Below are 14,615 nucleotides of genomic sequence, written 5' to 3'. Positions count from 1 at the left end.
AAACAAATCTTTGAGTGGTTTTATAGGAAGTATTCTTGAAAAGAAATTATTGAAATAAAAGTAATATGCTAGAAACCTGTCTAAATAACATAAAATTCAATGTATAAACAAAATGATGTACGTTTCAAAGACTTTGACGTATAGGGTGGTGATCACTATAACAAGAGTATTAGACTTTTTCTTTTTGATTGGTATTTTAATATCGTTAATACACTTTGTGTACAGGGAAAATTTGTTACTTTATATATTGATTATATGTGGTTTGGTATTAACAGTTTATTTTTTTGTTACAAACTTAAAAAGGTATAGTTATGTATGGCTTTTTTTATTTTTGTTTACGCTGATACTTTCGGTCAAATATTTATACTATCAAAGCACTGGTGATTTAAGTTTATTTATGCTAATTATATCTCATGTTGGGTTTGGTATTTATCTAATAGAAAAGAAAAATGGATATATAATATCTAAATATATATATACAATAATAGTTTTTTATCTAGCCTACTTTAGTTTAGTCGGCACTAGCCCACATGATATTGCAGAAAAATCAAGTGGTAATATAGTCAACTACATTGTTTTATCCTTTAGTATTTTGATTATTGGCCTTTATTACAGAAACTATAATAAAGTAATAGTTTTTCCTGCTATATTTTCTTTGTTAATCTCATTTTGGACTTTAGGTAGATCCGGAATAATTGTGTCAATTATATTAATACTAGGTGTTTTAATTATTAAGTATATGCGTAATTTAAATAAATTTACTTTTAGTTTAATGTTACTCGCCACATCTTTTTTTGGCTATAGTGTTTATAAGTTTATGTTGAAGTTAAGTCAGAGCATTATCTACAAATTTGGTGAAAGGTCAAGCTTTATAGAGGAAAGTCCTAGAAGTGAAATTATTAAGGCTTATTTTAGTGAATTGAATACCCGAAAAGTATTATTTGGCTTGGACTATTATGAATTTTACTTTGCAGGTTTTAATAATTTACATAATAGTTTTTTGGATTTCCATTCAAAATTCGGGTTAGGTGGGATGTTAGTAATAGGAATAGTTTTTATCATTTTAATCTTTTTCTTGCTAACTAAGCAGTTTTTGTACTTCATCTTGTTGACCTGTTTGCTGCTCAGGGGTGCTACTGATACAGTTATGCTGGTAGGTGATTATGATTATATATTACTTTTTTTAATATTGGTTTGTGTTGAAGATTTGATGAAAAAAAACCACAGAATTATGCCTGTAGAGAAGTTTGAATACTATAAGGGAAAATGGGTGAAGAACAGTAATAATGGAATAGGGTGGTTAAATGCCAAAAAGTGAATTTACAATAAGGAAAGTTTGTCAACATCTGTGGCAACTTGAAAGGGATAACGATCTAATAAATTTAGATATTTGCGGTATAAAAATTTGGCAATTAATTCGATTCCAATTATTTACCAAAATAACTGAAGAACTTCAAATTTACGGGCAAGCACATACACAAAAGAATAATTTTGTCGATAAATTAAAGTATTTTCCAAGGATGATCTTCAATTCAATTTTTAAAAATCCTATGCAAGGGCGATATACTAGGGATTATATAATTTTTGATCATCCTCGAAAAATGAAATTGAATAATTATTCTTTTGATATTTATACACATTATTTTATTAAGACATTAGAGGATGAACAATATGACGTTGTTGAAGCACCCTACTTATACAAACATCTTAAGAACTTTTCTAGCAAAAACAGACGTTACTCAGATGCTATAAAGCTTAAAGTATTCCTTAGTAAGCATATTTCATCACTTAAAATTTCAACTAGAGAAGAAAATAGAATTAAACATTTGGAAACTATTATCAATAAAACATTTAATACTAATCTTTATTTAGTTAATTTTATCAAAAGTAATGCCTTCTTTTTCAAGCATCAATATCATTATTATTTTAATTTACTCAAGAAAAGAAGACCGTCTAAAATATATATTCTTGTTTCTTATGGTAGTGTTTCTCTAATATCCGCTGCTAAAGACTTAGGAATCGAAGTGATTGAATTTCAACACGGTGTAATCACGGATTATCACTTTGGTTACAATTTTGGGGATCCAACACAGTTTATCGAATATTTTCCTGATAAGATTTTGACTTTTGGCGACTATTGGGGACACACAAAAGGCTTTCCAGAACAAACAAAAATTGAGGTATATGGTTTTCCATATTTAGAACAACAACTGGAGATGTATAAGGGTACACCAAAGAGAAACAATCAAGTATTAATCTTATCCCAGGGAACGATTGGCAAAAAATTGTCAGTGAAAGCTAAAGAAATTGCTCAAGAGATGCCTGATTACTATTTCATCTATAAACTGCATCCAGGAGAGTACGACCGATGGAAGAGCGAGTATCCCGATTTGGTTGAAGCTAGTACGTTTGAAAACCTTGAGGTTATTGATCACAATGAAAAAAGTCTTTATAGCTACTTTGCGGAATCGGAGTTTCAAATAGGTGTAAATTCCACAGCCATTTTTGAGGGCATGACTTTAGGTTGTAAAACAATTTTAGTTAATTTACAGGGTATTGAATATATGGATGATCTTATTAATGAAAATATTGTAATGTTAGCTGATAATTCATCAAGTTGTATCAAAGCGATAAAAGATTTTAAAGTAGAGGAATTTGATAAAGAGTACTTTTTCAAAAGCAGAAAGGATATGAAACAATGAATTTAAATAACAAAACGATTTTAGTTACAGGTGGAACTGGATCTTTCGGGAAGAAATTTATCACAAAGGTATTGGAACAGGATGTTAAAAAGGTCATAGTGTTTAGCAGAGACGAATTAAAGCAACATGAAATGGCACAGGAATTCACAGATCCAAGAATTCGATTTTTTATAGGAGATGTACGGGATAGGGACCGTCTATATAGGGCATTCGATGGGGTTGATATTGTAATTCATGCAGCCGCTTTAAAACATGTCGGTGCTTGTGAATATAATCCATTTGAAGCTGTTAAGACTAATATACACAGTGCACAGAATATTGTTGAAGCTGCAATCGATCGTGGTGTTCAAAAAGTGATAGCTTTAAGTACGGATAAAGCGGCAAGTCCAATTAATTTATATGGGGCTACTAAGTTGGCCTCTGACAAGTTGTTTGTAGCTGCTAACTCGTATGTTGGTGATAAGGATACAAGGTTTGCAGTGGTACGGTATGGTAATGTTGTTGGAAGTCGAGGAAGTGTTGTACCATTCTTCAAGAAATTGAGGGATCAAGGTGCCACAGAAATACCAATCACGGACGAACGTATGACACGTTTTTGGATTACGCTTGACCAAGGTGTGCAATTCGTAATTGATAGTTTAGAAAGAATACATGGTGGAGAGATATTTGTTCCTAAAATACCAAGTATGATGGTGACTGATTTAGCAAAGGCTATTGCGCCGGAATGTGATATCAACATCGTCGGAATCCGTCCCGGTGAAAAGTTGCATGAAGTCATGATCACGGAAGACGATGCCCGGCGAACTTTGGAGTATGATTCTTATTACGTTATCCAGCCTGAATTTCCTTGGTGGAGGGATGAATTTAGTAATGGTGGTAAACCATTGTCTGATGGATTTAGTTATGTGAGCAATGTAAACGATGAATGGCTAACTGTTGAAGACTTAAAAAACTTGGTAAAGGAATAACGTTAAATTCACTTACTACAGGAGGTTTTTGTTTGGATAATCAACCAATCAGGGATGAGTTTTTACCATATGGACGACAATCGCTTGATGAAGACGATATCCACGCTGTCGTTGACGTGTTGAACAGTAATTATTTAACCACGGGACCAGCGGTTAGTGAATTTGAAAATGCTGTTTCATCATATGTCGAATCCAAGTATGCTGTATCTTTTTCGAACGGGACAGCTGCTCTGCATGCTTCTAGTTATGCAGCAGGTATAGGTCAAGGGGACGAAGTAATCACAACTCCAATGACATTTGTTGCGAGTGCTAATTGCGTGCTTTATCAAGGTGGAACTCCAGTTTTTGCTGATATTGATTCTGAAACGTATAATATCGACCCCAAAAAAATAGAGGAATTAATTACTGATAATACCAAAGCTATTATTCCTGTCGACTATACTGGACAACCGGCGCCACTGGACGAGATAAAGCGAATTGCCCAGAAATACAACCTTATTGTAATAGAGGACGCAGCTCACGCTTTAGGTGCAACTTATAATGGAAATAAAATAGGTTCTATCAGTGATATGACGATGTTCAGCTTACACCCTGTTAAACATATTACCTCAGGTGAAGGTGGTATTATCACGACAAATAATGAAGAATACTACCATAAATTACTTGAATTTAGAACACATGGGATTACAAAGGATCCGAAAGATTTAAATAAACAAGACGGTCCTTGGTACTATGAAATGCAATCATTGGGCTACAATTATAGAATGACAGATATACAAGCTGCACTCGGAGCCAGTCAACTTAATAAAATTGATAGTTTTGTCGAGAAGCGAAAAGAATATGTTTCTATGTATAATAAGGCATTTAATGATATAGGAGAAATTGAAACTCCATATCAGGATTCAAAGGGATCATCGAGTTGGCATTTATATGTGATTCGTTTAAATTTAGAAGAACTAACAGTTGATAGAAAGCAAATATTTGAAGCTTTACTCAAAGAAAATATTGGCGTTAACGTACACTACATCCCCGTTCACCTACAGCCATATTATCAGCAACTCGGTTATAAACGAGGATTGTGTCCAATAGCAGAGCTTTTATATGAAGAAATTATCACTTTGCCGCTTTTTCCGGCTATGACGGAGAAGGATGTAAATGATGTCATAAAAGCCGTTAAAAAGGTGATTCAACATTATCGGAAGTAGGTATATTTATGAAAATAACAGCCATTGTTCAAGCTAGAATGGGGTCTACCAGGCTTTCAGGCAAAGTTATGAAAGAATTAAAGGGGAATACTATACTTTCCCATGTTATACAAAGGTTAAAACAGGCTAAACTAATAGATGATATAATTATAGCAACAACAGAACACTCTAGCGACAACGTTATCGAGAGAGAAGCTGAACAAAATGGTGTCCGGGTAACTAGAGGAAGTGAGCAAGATGTTCTTGAACGTTATTATAATGCAGCAAAGGGGAATAATACTGACGTTATCGTTAGAATCACTTCTGACTGTCCATTAATTGACCCTTTTATTGTTGACGAGATGATTAAATTTTATTTAGAGAATGATTATAGTCTTGTGACAAATGCTGGAGCTGAATATCAACAGAGAACATTCCCAAGAGGGATGGATACAGAAGTGTTTTCCTTCGAAGTTCTTGAAGATGCTTATGTAAATGGTGAAAAAGAATATCAGCGCGAACATGTTACACCTTATATATATGAGCAGGAAGGCAACAGTATCCACTACTTTAAAAATGATAGAGATTTTTCGGACTATCGTTTGACATTGGACACGGAGGAAGATTTCCAACTAATAACTGAAATATATAACAAACTGTATACTGGGAATCATGATTTTTATCTAAATGACATTGTCAACTTATTAAAAAAGGAACCAAAACTTTATGATATAAATGCACATATTGAACAAAAGAAAGTTAAATAATTAAGAGGATGACAAAAGTGAAAGTATTGATTTTTACTGAAGGTGGAAGTCAGACTGGCTTAGGACATATTTCAAGGTGTAGCTCATTATATGACGAAATAGAGTCTCGTGGTATTGCGGTTGAAATGATTATAAACGGGAACAATAAAGATTTGGATATGCTTCAAGGTAAGAACTACAAAATAGTTAATTGGCTGTCAAAAGACTTTCTTAAGAAGTACGTTAACAAAGACGTTTATTGTATAATAGATTCTTACTTGGCGGATGAGAATATTTATCAATTAATCTCGGATAGAGCGAAAAAGTGCTTATATATAGATGATAATGCACGGATTAATTATCCCCCTGGCGTGATTGTTAACCCATCTCTCAGTACTGACGGACTTGTTTATAGTGACGATAGAAACAATGGGTTTCTGTTGGGTCATAAATACATTATTTTGCGAAGACCGTTTATAAATCAGGATCGACAAAAGATAAATAAACATGTGAACACTGTTCTGATTACTATGGGCGGATCGGGCTTAAACAATCTAACACTATCTGTATTAAACCAAATTAGCAGCAGAAATCCGTACCTTACTTTTCACGTTATAGTTGGTAAGGATTCTGGGAGCAGAGAGAAAATCATCAATGAAATTGGTACAAAAATAGAGATGCACCAAAATATAACTGCTTATAAAATGAAAAAAATCATGTTAGATTCAGATTTGGCAATAACTGCAGCTGGGCAAACGGTTTACGAGTTATTATCTACAAAAACTCCATTTATCCCTGTGAAAGTCGCCGAAAATCAGAAGAACAATATAGAGAGTCTTAAAAGGTTTAATCTTGTTGAAGCTGTTCTGGATTATCAGGATTTGATAACGACTGAAAAGTTAAGAGATGAATTTCATAAACTGAACTCCTTTTCGTTAAGATGTTCACTAGTGCAGCAATATGCTGGGGTAGTCGATGGAATGGGAGCCAAACGAATCGTTGATAATTTGGTAGGGGGGAAGAGTTATGAATAATACTTATTATTTACGCTCCATCCAAGAAGATGATATTTATGACATCTACCAACTATCAAACGCGGACTATGTTAGAAAGCATTCCATTAATCCACAAAAGATTGATTGGGAAGAGCATGTAAGATGGTTCGAAAAAGTTATAAAATCAAGTAACCATATTATCTATGTTATATCAGATGATAATAATAATTTTCTAGGGCAAATAAGGTATAAACTTGATAATGATACAGCAATAGTAAGTATAAGTTTATCTAAAGACCTTAAAGGTCGAGGTTTGAGTATTGAATTTTTGGAAGAAAGTATAAAACGACTAAAAGGCGAAAGAAAAGAAGTCCAATATATTTTAGCAGTTGTCTCTGACATAAATACTGCTTCTAAAAAGTTATTTGAGAACGCAAATTTCTCATTGCAAAAGCAAAATGATAAGATGCTTGAATATATTCTTCCGTTAAGAAGGGGATCATAATGTATATAAGCGATTTTAATATTTCAAAACAAGCACTAATTATTGCGGAACTTTCAGCTAATCACGGAAACGATATAAACGTCGCCAAAGAGACCATTAAAGCTGCCAAGGAGTCTGGGGCTAATGCTATTAAACTCCAAACATATACTCCTGATACAATAACGATCGATTGCAAAAATGACTATTTTAAAATCCAAAGCGAAACAATATGGGATGACAATTATTTATATGACCTTTATAAAGAAGCATACATGCCATGGGAGTGGCATGAAGAATTAATGAACTATGCCAAAGAACTTGGTTTAATTTGTTTTTCGAGCCCTTTTGATAAGTCTGCTGTAGACTTTTTAGAAGACTTAAATGTGCCAGCCTACAAAGTAGCGTCATTTGAAATAACGGATATTCCTTTAATTGAATATATTGCTTCACAAGGCAAACCTGTCATTATATCCACTGGTATTGCAACTCTTGGAGAAATTGATGATGCTGTACAGGCTTGTAGGAGAATGAACAATGAACAAATTATCTTGTTGAAATGCACTTCTGCTTATCCAGCCAAAATTGAGGATGCTAATTTGTTAACAATGCAAAATTTAAAAGAGACCTTTAATGTGGAAATTGGTTTGTCTGATCATACATTTGGAGCAACGGTACCAATAATATCTGTTTCCCTTGGAGCAAAAATAATTGAAAAACATTTCATATTAGATAAAAGTATAGGTGGCCCGGACTCTAGTTTTTCATTGGATAAAGACGAATTTAAAGTGCTAGTGGATTCTGTGAGAGATGCGGAAAAAGCATTAGGTAATGTTGATTATGAGTTGGATGAAAAAAAGATGAAAAGCCGTGAGCTGTCTCGATCATTATTTGTAGTAGAGGATGTTGAAAAAGGAGAAACTTTGACCGAATCTAATGTTAGATCAATACGACCGGGTCATGGTATGAAGCCCAAATATATTGATTCAGTAATTGGAAAGAAAGCTAAAGATGATATATCAAGAGGGAAACCTTTAACTTGGGACATTGTGGAATAATAAAGGGGACTAACGAAATGTCATATTTAATTTTATCAACATACCCTGAAAAAGGCTCTAGAAACTCCGGGGATGATTTACTTGGCAAAAGTCTTTTGGATATCGTAAAAGGTGTAAAAGGTAAGGATGTCAATTTTGATTTTGTGAGTGTTGTAGATCAAGAACCGGAGGATTTGGATGACTTGAGTGAATACAAAGCTATTTTAGCACCAGGCATGAGGCCAACAATCAAAGGGTATAATGAGGCTCCAAAAAACAGAAGTAAATTTTTTAATAAAGCATATAAATCGTCAGTTCCAGTATATGGTGTTGGAGCTGGTTGGGGAGTGTATCCTGGTACTATTAAACAGTCAAAAAAACTTAACCTTGCATCAACTGAGAAAGAGATATTATCTCAACATTTTGGTAAAGTGGGACAAGATAGTTCTGCTATTGGAGCAATTTCATGTCGAGATATTACAACAGAAAATATATTGGTCAATAATGGTGTTAAGTGTTACGGGACAACTGGTGACTGCGGTTTATTTGATACAAACTTATTAAACACTTCTGCACTATTGCCCGAAAAAATAAATAAAATAAGTGTATCTATGCCTCATGTTAAACATCACCAAGAGATGGCATACAAGTTGGCACTGAAATTAAAAAATGAATTTTCATGTGATGTTTATATTACGTATCATGGATATAATGGCATATTTGAAGAGCAAATCAATTCAAATTGGGACAAAAGACAAATTAATTTTGTAGACCTTTCAGGGGATGCAGAAAACTTGTCATTTTACGATGACATCGATGCACACATAGGTTTTAGGTTACATGCTCACATATGGTTTTTAAGAACGAGGAAGCCAAGTTTACTAATTGGTGAAGATGGAAGAGGTATGGGTCACTTATATACTTTGAATGGTTTGGGTTATTCAGCAGCACCTAATTTATCTCTAAAGTTTAAGAATCTATACCCTAAAAGTCCGGTGAAAAAGTCAACCTGTTCTAGGAATTTCCTAGCTTTATGTCGAATATAGTCATACAGAACACTCTAGAAGGATGATCCATTTATGCATTCGCCAAAGCAAAATCACATTCAACCCAACATGTTTCAATATATTGATATGGAGGATCTCGTTCCCAGGCATCATATCCTGAGAAGGGTGAAAGATGTTATTGACTTTTCAGCTGTCCACGATCAGGTGAAACCTCTCTATTCCGAAAAGACAGGCCGACCATCCACGAATGCTGAATTGGTCGTGCGGCTGGTTGTACTTGAGTATCTATTTAATCACTCGGAACGGGAACTGTTTGAAACGCTCCCCATGCATGCAGGCTACCTGTGGTTTTGCGGCCTGGATTTTGAGTCGTCACTTCCTGATCGAACAACACTTGTTAAAACAAGAGCGCTTTGGCGTCGCCATGGTATTTTTGATGATATCATGATGCATGTCGTTAATCAGTGCATTGCTTCCGGCCTCGTTCGCCCAGACGTTCATGCCGGTGTGGATGGCACACAAGTGCATGCAAACGCGTCCATTCATAGTCTGGAAGAAATAGAGCTGGCCCCGGTTCAAACCATTGAAGCTTACCTGGAAGTTAAAAAGCAACGTGATGAAGCGTCTTTAAGACCATCAGGTAATCCGAACAGCGACGATGATGACCAAAACCCTCGGCCTCCGAAATCAAAGGAAAATAATAAATCGGATCAGCTTCAGGAAAATGCCAGCCATGAAGACTTTCACGGCAAAACGTTTTCCAATCAAACCCACCGGAGTACGACAGACCCGGATGCCCGTCTGTACAAAAAGAGCAAAGGACAGGAGGCCTATCCGCGTTACCTTGTGCACAACCTGGCAGACGTTGAGTCAGGCGTTATTTTAAAGACCAATGCAAGCATTGCTTCCGGTACAGCAGAAAGAGAAATAAGCCAACAACAGCTGGCAGCTGTTCGTTTTCAGCATCCACAAATCCATATTCAGACCTTGTCGGGTGACAAGGCTTATGGGACACCGGCGTATTTGGCCTATCTCATTTCGCTGGGCATCATCCCTTTGGTTTCTTTGCAGGACCACGAGTTGGAAGAGATCCCGACTTGGCAAAGGAAAACCCACAAGCCTGAGCAGCAAAGAAAGCGTCAGGAAAAAGTCGACAAAGTTGAGACCAAAAATCAAGCAAAACACATTCAGATTGACGGCAAATACCAGGCTATTCAGAACCAGCGTGTCCAGTGTGAACATGGATTCGCCGAAGCCAAGACAGTGCACGGGCTGGATCGTGCCAAAAGCAGAGGGCTGGACTGCATGCAGGAACAAGCACTCTGTACCGCCATCGTTCAAAATCTTAAGAAGTTAAGCCGGTTCAAAGGTAAAAGGCCCAGGACCGGCGTTTCAGCATGCGCTGAAACAACCAAATGGGATGAAAGACACCACCGTAATATCTTCATTTCTTTTGTTTTTAAGAGAATTAAAGAACAATTCAGGTTCTTGTTCGCATCTTTGATGGATCAAAACTGTAGTTTTTCACCAGTCTTCTAAGGATTCTAAGAACATTAATAGATTTGTTAACATTATGAGGAGGTTGAATGAACCAAGTTATAAAGCTGTAAAAATATTTAGTAAAGAAGTTGAAGAAGGATATCCAACTACAAAAAGTTCACTTGCTAAAATAGATGAATTATGGAAAAGCAAGATGAAACCATTTATAGAGCAATTGCCTTAAAGTAAAATAATAATTTTTAGAAAGACGTTTTGTAAATGAAGGTCAACTTAAACAGAAAAAGAAATAGAAATACTTTTTTAACAAATTCAATATTATATGTTATTGGGGGATTAATGACTCCGCTTATTGGATTTATTATGCTCCCTATTTACACTCAATATTTAAGCCCTGACGAGTACGCCATAATGACTACAGTTCAAACACTTGTAGGAATGTTAGAAGTATTCATAATCTTATCCTTAAAAAGTGCGCTAACTCGTTTTTATTATGATTTCCTAGAAGACTTGAAAAAGCAAAAAGAGTATCTAGGTTCAATTTTTATGTTTGTGTTTTTATTTTCTACCGTTCTATCTCTTATTTCACTATTCTTATATAAACCTATAGGTAGTTTACTTTTCAATAGCATACCCATAAAACCATATTACTTTTATTTAATCATCCTAGCATGGATTTCAGGGTTATTTTCATTACCAATGGCATTATATAGAGCTCAAGAAAAAGCTGGAACATTTGTTTCAGCTAATGTTATAAAGGCTTTTTTTACTATGCTCCTGACGGGATATTTAATCGTAGGAGAAGGGATGGGGGCAGAAAGTGCATTATTATCACAAATAACAATTTCTTTTATAGTAACGGCTATAGTATATATATTCCAACTAAAAAATATAAAATTAAATTGGAATAAAACATTCATAAAAGAAAGCCTTTTATTTAGTTTGCCAATGATACCACATGTGGCAAGTGGATGGATTATAAGTTCCTCAGATAGAGTTATTTTAGAAAAATTTATTAGTTTAGATAATTTAGGTGTTTATTCATTAGCTGCACAAGTATCGATGGTGTTAGCTATATTTTATACCAGTGTTAACAATGCTTTCGTCCCAAGATATACTCGGTTGAGAAAGGAAGGTCAGGAAACGGATGGAAATAAACTGCTAAAGGTATTTTTGATGGTTATTTTAATATTTGGATTGGTGTCGATTCCAATTTCTATGTTTGCAGTACGAGTGATTACTTCCGAAGAATATTATGGAGCAATAATCTTGTTGCCGGCGTTATTAATCGGTCATATGATTAAGGGCTTTTATTACATGCCTGTGGCTAAATTAGTTTATGCCAAAAAGACAGGCGCTATTGCTAGAAGTAGTACTATTGCAGCAGTAGTGAATATAATAATTAATTTCGTTGTGATTCCTTATATAGGTGTTTATGGTGCAATAGTTTCGACAATTATGGCAGAACTAGTTAGATATTTGTTAATTTCCAGAGCTAGTAGAATTTATAGTTCAGTCAATTCTTTTGCGAGTAAGATTTAAAGGTTAAAGATTTAGGTGAAAGGAAGGAGTCAAAGAAAATGGGACATAGATCTCTCTGTGTTAACAAAACCTTCCTAGTCACCGGTGCCGCCGGTTTCATCGGATTCTATTTTTCCAAGAAACTGTTGGACCGAGGCTGAACGGTAGTCGGGATAGATAATCTCAATGATTACTATGACGTTAATTTAAAGCAGGCCCGCCTGGATCAGCTAAAGCCTTATGCGTCATTTACCTTTATCAAAGGAAACAAATCCAGGATTATGGAGACGTTTGAAGTACATAAGCCTGATATAGTTGTGAATATGGCTGCACAGGCTGGTGTCCGTTATTCGATAGAGAACCCGGATGTTTATATTCAGAGTAATCTCCTTGGGTTCTACAATATCCTGGAAGTCTGCAGATACTATCCGGTTGATCATCTGGTCTATGCGTCGTCCAGTTCGGTGTATGGCGCGAATAAGAAAGTGCCGTTTGAAGAATCGGACTTTGTCGACCATCCGGTATCGCTGTATGCGTCAACGAAGAAGTCCAATGAATTAATGGCGCACACGTACAGCCATCTGTATAACATCCCGGCCACCGGTCTTCGCTTCTTTACGGTGTACGGGCCAATGGGGCGTCCGGATATGGCTTACTTCGGTTTCACGGATAAGTATTTTGCCGGCGACCCGATTAAGATCTTCAACAATGGCGATTTTGACAATGATCTGTATCGTGATTTCACCTACATTGACGATATCGTCATGGGCATGGAACGGCTGATGGAGCATCCCCCTGCGAAGGAAGAGGGTGATCCGCATCGCGTGTTTAACATCGGCAACAACAGTCCGGAGAAGCTGATGACGTTCATTGGTGCCCTCGAGAAAGCGTTGAGCAATGCATTGGGTCGTGATGTGGCATTTAATAAAGTCTATGAACCGATTAAGCCTGGGGATGTGCCGGCTACATATGCATCGACCGATTTGCTTTATAATGAAATAGGATTTAAACCAGAGACATCCATTGAAGATGGATTGCAGAAATTTGCGGAGTGGTACGTGGATTATTATCAGGTGACATAAACGATAGATTACCAGTCCAAATAACGAGCTTTTAAAAGGCAATTATGGAGAAGTTGCAAAATGTAATACATCATAGGGGGGAAGCTATACATGACAATACTTGTAACAGGCGGTGCTGGCTATATCGGAAGCCACACTGTACTGTATTTGCAGGAAAAAGGTGAAGAGGTCATCGTGCTTGATAATTTCACCAAAGGGCACTATGATGCTTTATTGAACACAACTTACTACGAAGGAAATTTGCATGACGATGAGCTATTGGATAAGGTTTTTACTAACCATTCCATTGATTCGGTTATTCATTTTGCAGCAAGTTCGCTAGTTGGAGAAAGTGTAGCTGACCCATTGAGTTATTATAAAAATAATGTTCTGGGTACCCATCATCTAGTCAATAAAATAGTGGAGCATGGTGTGAAAAGAATCGTCTTTTCATCAACTGCTGCGACTTACGGCGAACCGGATTCTATACCGATAAAGGAAGACGATTCGACAATCCCAACCAACCCGTATGGTGAAACAAAACTGGCGATTGAGCGAATGCTGAAATGGTGTGAGGATGCATATGGATTAAAGTCAGTGTCACTACGCTATTTTAATGCGGCAGGTGCGGATCCAGAGAGTAGAATAGGTGAGGACCATAACCCGGAAACCCATCTGATTCCAATTGTACTAGAAGTTGCGAATGGACAGCGTGAGTTTATGAAGATATTTGGACATGATTATGCAACCGAAGACGGCACCTGTGTTCGGGATTATATTCATGTTATGGATTTGGCTCAAGCACATTATCTGGCTGTACGGAAGCTGAGAGATACAAAACAGAGTGGTGTGTATAATTTGGGGAACGGACAAGGCTTTTCTGTTAACGAGGTATTAGAAGCTTGCCGGAACGTGACTGGCCGGTTAATACCAGCAAGGGAAGCCCCTAGACGGCCCGGTGATCCTGCTGTGTTGATAGCTTCTTCCGAAAAGGCGAAACAGGAATTAGGTTGGGATCCGCAATATTCGGAGTTGGAAACAATGGTGCAGCACGCTTGGAATTGGCATAAGGAACATAAGGACGGGTTTATAAAGTAGATGCTCTACGAACTAAAGAAATCGCTAGGAATGCACACTGATGACGTTCATCTATGCGCTGGAAAAAGCGTTGAGCAATGCATTGGGCCGTAATGTGAATTTAATAAAGTCTATGAACCGATTAAGCCTGGGGATGTCCCGGCTACATATGCATCGACCGATTTGCTTTATAATGAAATAGGGTTTAAACCGGAGACATCCATTGAAGAAGGGCTGCAGACGTTTGCGGATTGGTATGTGGATTATTACGAGGTCGAGTAATATCCTATTCTTCTATACAGAAGCGCCCGAAGGGGCGCTTGGTTGTAGTTTTTGCAA

Annotated in this window: 13 protein-coding genes and 2 pseudogenes; all 15 read left to right on the top strand. The window is 36.4% G+C overall.

The features are described 5' to 3' along the window. Nucleotides 1-262: 262 nt before the first annotated feature. Nucleotides 263-1,318 carry a hypothetical protein gene (locus ACZ5Q7_RS02020; RefSeq protein ID WP_343751486.1) on the top strand — a complete coding sequence of 352 codons (1,056 nt, stop codon included), beginning with the start codon at nucleotides 263-265 and terminating at the stop codon, nucleotides 1,316-1,318. Next, nucleotides 1,305-2,702: a hypothetical protein gene (locus ACZ5Q7_RS02015; RefSeq protein WP_343751485.1), complete on the top strand. Its 1,398-nt coding sequence runs from the start codon at nucleotides 1,305-1,307 to the stop codon at nucleotides 2,700-2,702. The genes ACZ5Q7_RS02020 and ACZ5Q7_RS02015 overlap by 14 nt, the downstream gene beginning before the upstream one ends. Beyond that, nucleotides 2,699-3,670 carry a UDP-N-acetylglucosamine 4,6-dehydratase (inverting) gene (gene pseB, locus ACZ5Q7_RS02010; protein ID WP_343751484.1) on the top strand — a complete coding sequence of 324 codons (972 nt, stop codon included), beginning with the start codon at nucleotides 2,699-2,701 and terminating at the stop codon, nucleotides 3,668-3,670. Before ACZ5Q7_RS02015 ends, pseB begins: the two co-directional genes overlap by 4 nt. A gap of 32 nt (nucleotides 3,671-3,702) precedes the next feature. Then, nucleotides 3,703-4,875: a UDP-4-amino-4,6-dideoxy-N-acetyl-beta-L-altrosamine transaminase gene (gene pseC, locus ACZ5Q7_RS02005; protein WP_343751482.1), complete on the top strand. Its 1,173-nt coding sequence runs from the start codon at nucleotides 3,703-3,705 to the stop codon at nucleotides 4,873-4,875. 8 nt (nucleotides 4,876-4,883) lie between these two features. Further along, complete coding sequence (locus ACZ5Q7_RS02000) at nucleotides 4,884-5,621, top strand: glycosyltransferase family protein (protein ID WP_343751481.1); 738 nt, start codon at nucleotides 4,884-4,886, stop codon at nucleotides 5,619-5,621. Nucleotides 5,622-5,638: 17 nt separating this feature from the next. Then, nucleotides 5,639-6,634 (top strand): PseG/SpsG family protein, encoded by a 996-nt coding sequence (locus ACZ5Q7_RS01995; protein WP_343751480.1) that lies wholly within the window; start codon nucleotides 5,639-5,641, stop codon nucleotides 6,632-6,634. Continuing rightward, a complete protein-coding gene (locus ACZ5Q7_RS01990; RefSeq protein ID WP_343751478.1) occupies nucleotides 6,627-7,100 on the top strand; it encodes a GNAT family N-acetyltransferase in 474 nt (157 codons plus the stop codon). The genes ACZ5Q7_RS01995 and ACZ5Q7_RS01990 overlap by 8 nt, the downstream gene beginning before the upstream one ends. Beyond that, nucleotides 7,100-8,134: a pseudaminic acid synthase gene (gene pseI, locus ACZ5Q7_RS01985; RefSeq protein ID WP_343751476.1), complete on the top strand. Its 1,035-nt coding sequence runs from the start codon at nucleotides 7,100-7,102 to the stop codon at nucleotides 8,132-8,134. The genes ACZ5Q7_RS01990 and pseI overlap by 1 nt, the downstream gene beginning before the upstream one ends. A 17-nt stretch (nucleotides 8,135-8,151) precedes the next feature. After that, nucleotides 8,152-9,159: a polysaccharide pyruvyl transferase family protein gene (locus ACZ5Q7_RS01980; RefSeq protein WP_343751475.1), complete on the top strand. Its 1,008-nt coding sequence runs from the start codon at nucleotides 8,152-8,154 to the stop codon at nucleotides 9,157-9,159. Between the two features lie 33 nt (nucleotides 9,160-9,192). After that, nucleotides 9,193-10,659 carry a transposase gene (locus ACZ5Q7_RS01975; RefSeq protein WP_464432927.1) on the top strand — a complete coding sequence of 489 codons (1,467 nt, stop codon included), beginning with the start codon at nucleotides 9,193-9,195 and terminating at the stop codon, nucleotides 10,657-10,659. Nucleotides 10,660-10,702: 43 nt separating this feature from the next. Continuing rightward, on the top strand, nucleotides 10,703-10,843 hold the full coding sequence (locus ACZ5Q7_RS01970; RefSeq protein WP_343750537.1) for a hypothetical protein: 141 nt from the start codon (nucleotides 10,703-10,705) through the stop codon (nucleotides 10,841-10,843). 35 nt (nucleotides 10,844-10,878) lie between these two features. After that, nucleotides 10,879-12,159: a lipopolysaccharide biosynthesis protein gene (locus ACZ5Q7_RS01965; RefSeq protein WP_343750536.1), complete on the top strand. Its 1,281-nt coding sequence runs from the start codon at nucleotides 10,879-10,881 to the stop codon at nucleotides 12,157-12,159. Between the two features lie 38 nt (nucleotides 12,160-12,197). Continuing rightward, nucleotides 12,198-13,220, top strand: a pseudogene (locus tag ACZ5Q7_RS01960) (NAD-dependent epimerase/dehydratase family protein). Nucleotides 13,221-13,310: 90 nt separating this feature from the next. Further along, nucleotides 13,311-14,297 (top strand): UDP-glucose 4-epimerase GalE, encoded by a 987-nt coding sequence (gene galE, locus ACZ5Q7_RS01955; protein WP_343750535.1) that lies wholly within the window; start codon nucleotides 13,311-13,313, stop codon nucleotides 14,295-14,297. A gap of 37 nt (nucleotides 14,298-14,334) precedes the next feature. Beyond that, nucleotides 14,335-14,558 (top strand): annotated as a pseudogene (locus ACZ5Q7_RS01950) (NAD-dependent epimerase); the annotation flags it as partial. Nucleotides 14,559-14,615 lie beyond the last annotated feature (57 nt).

The organism is Lentibacillus halophilus (genome assembly GCF_055395055.1).
Note: the sequence above shows the minus strand (reverse complement) of the source record. Positions and strands in the feature narration are given on the sequence as shown.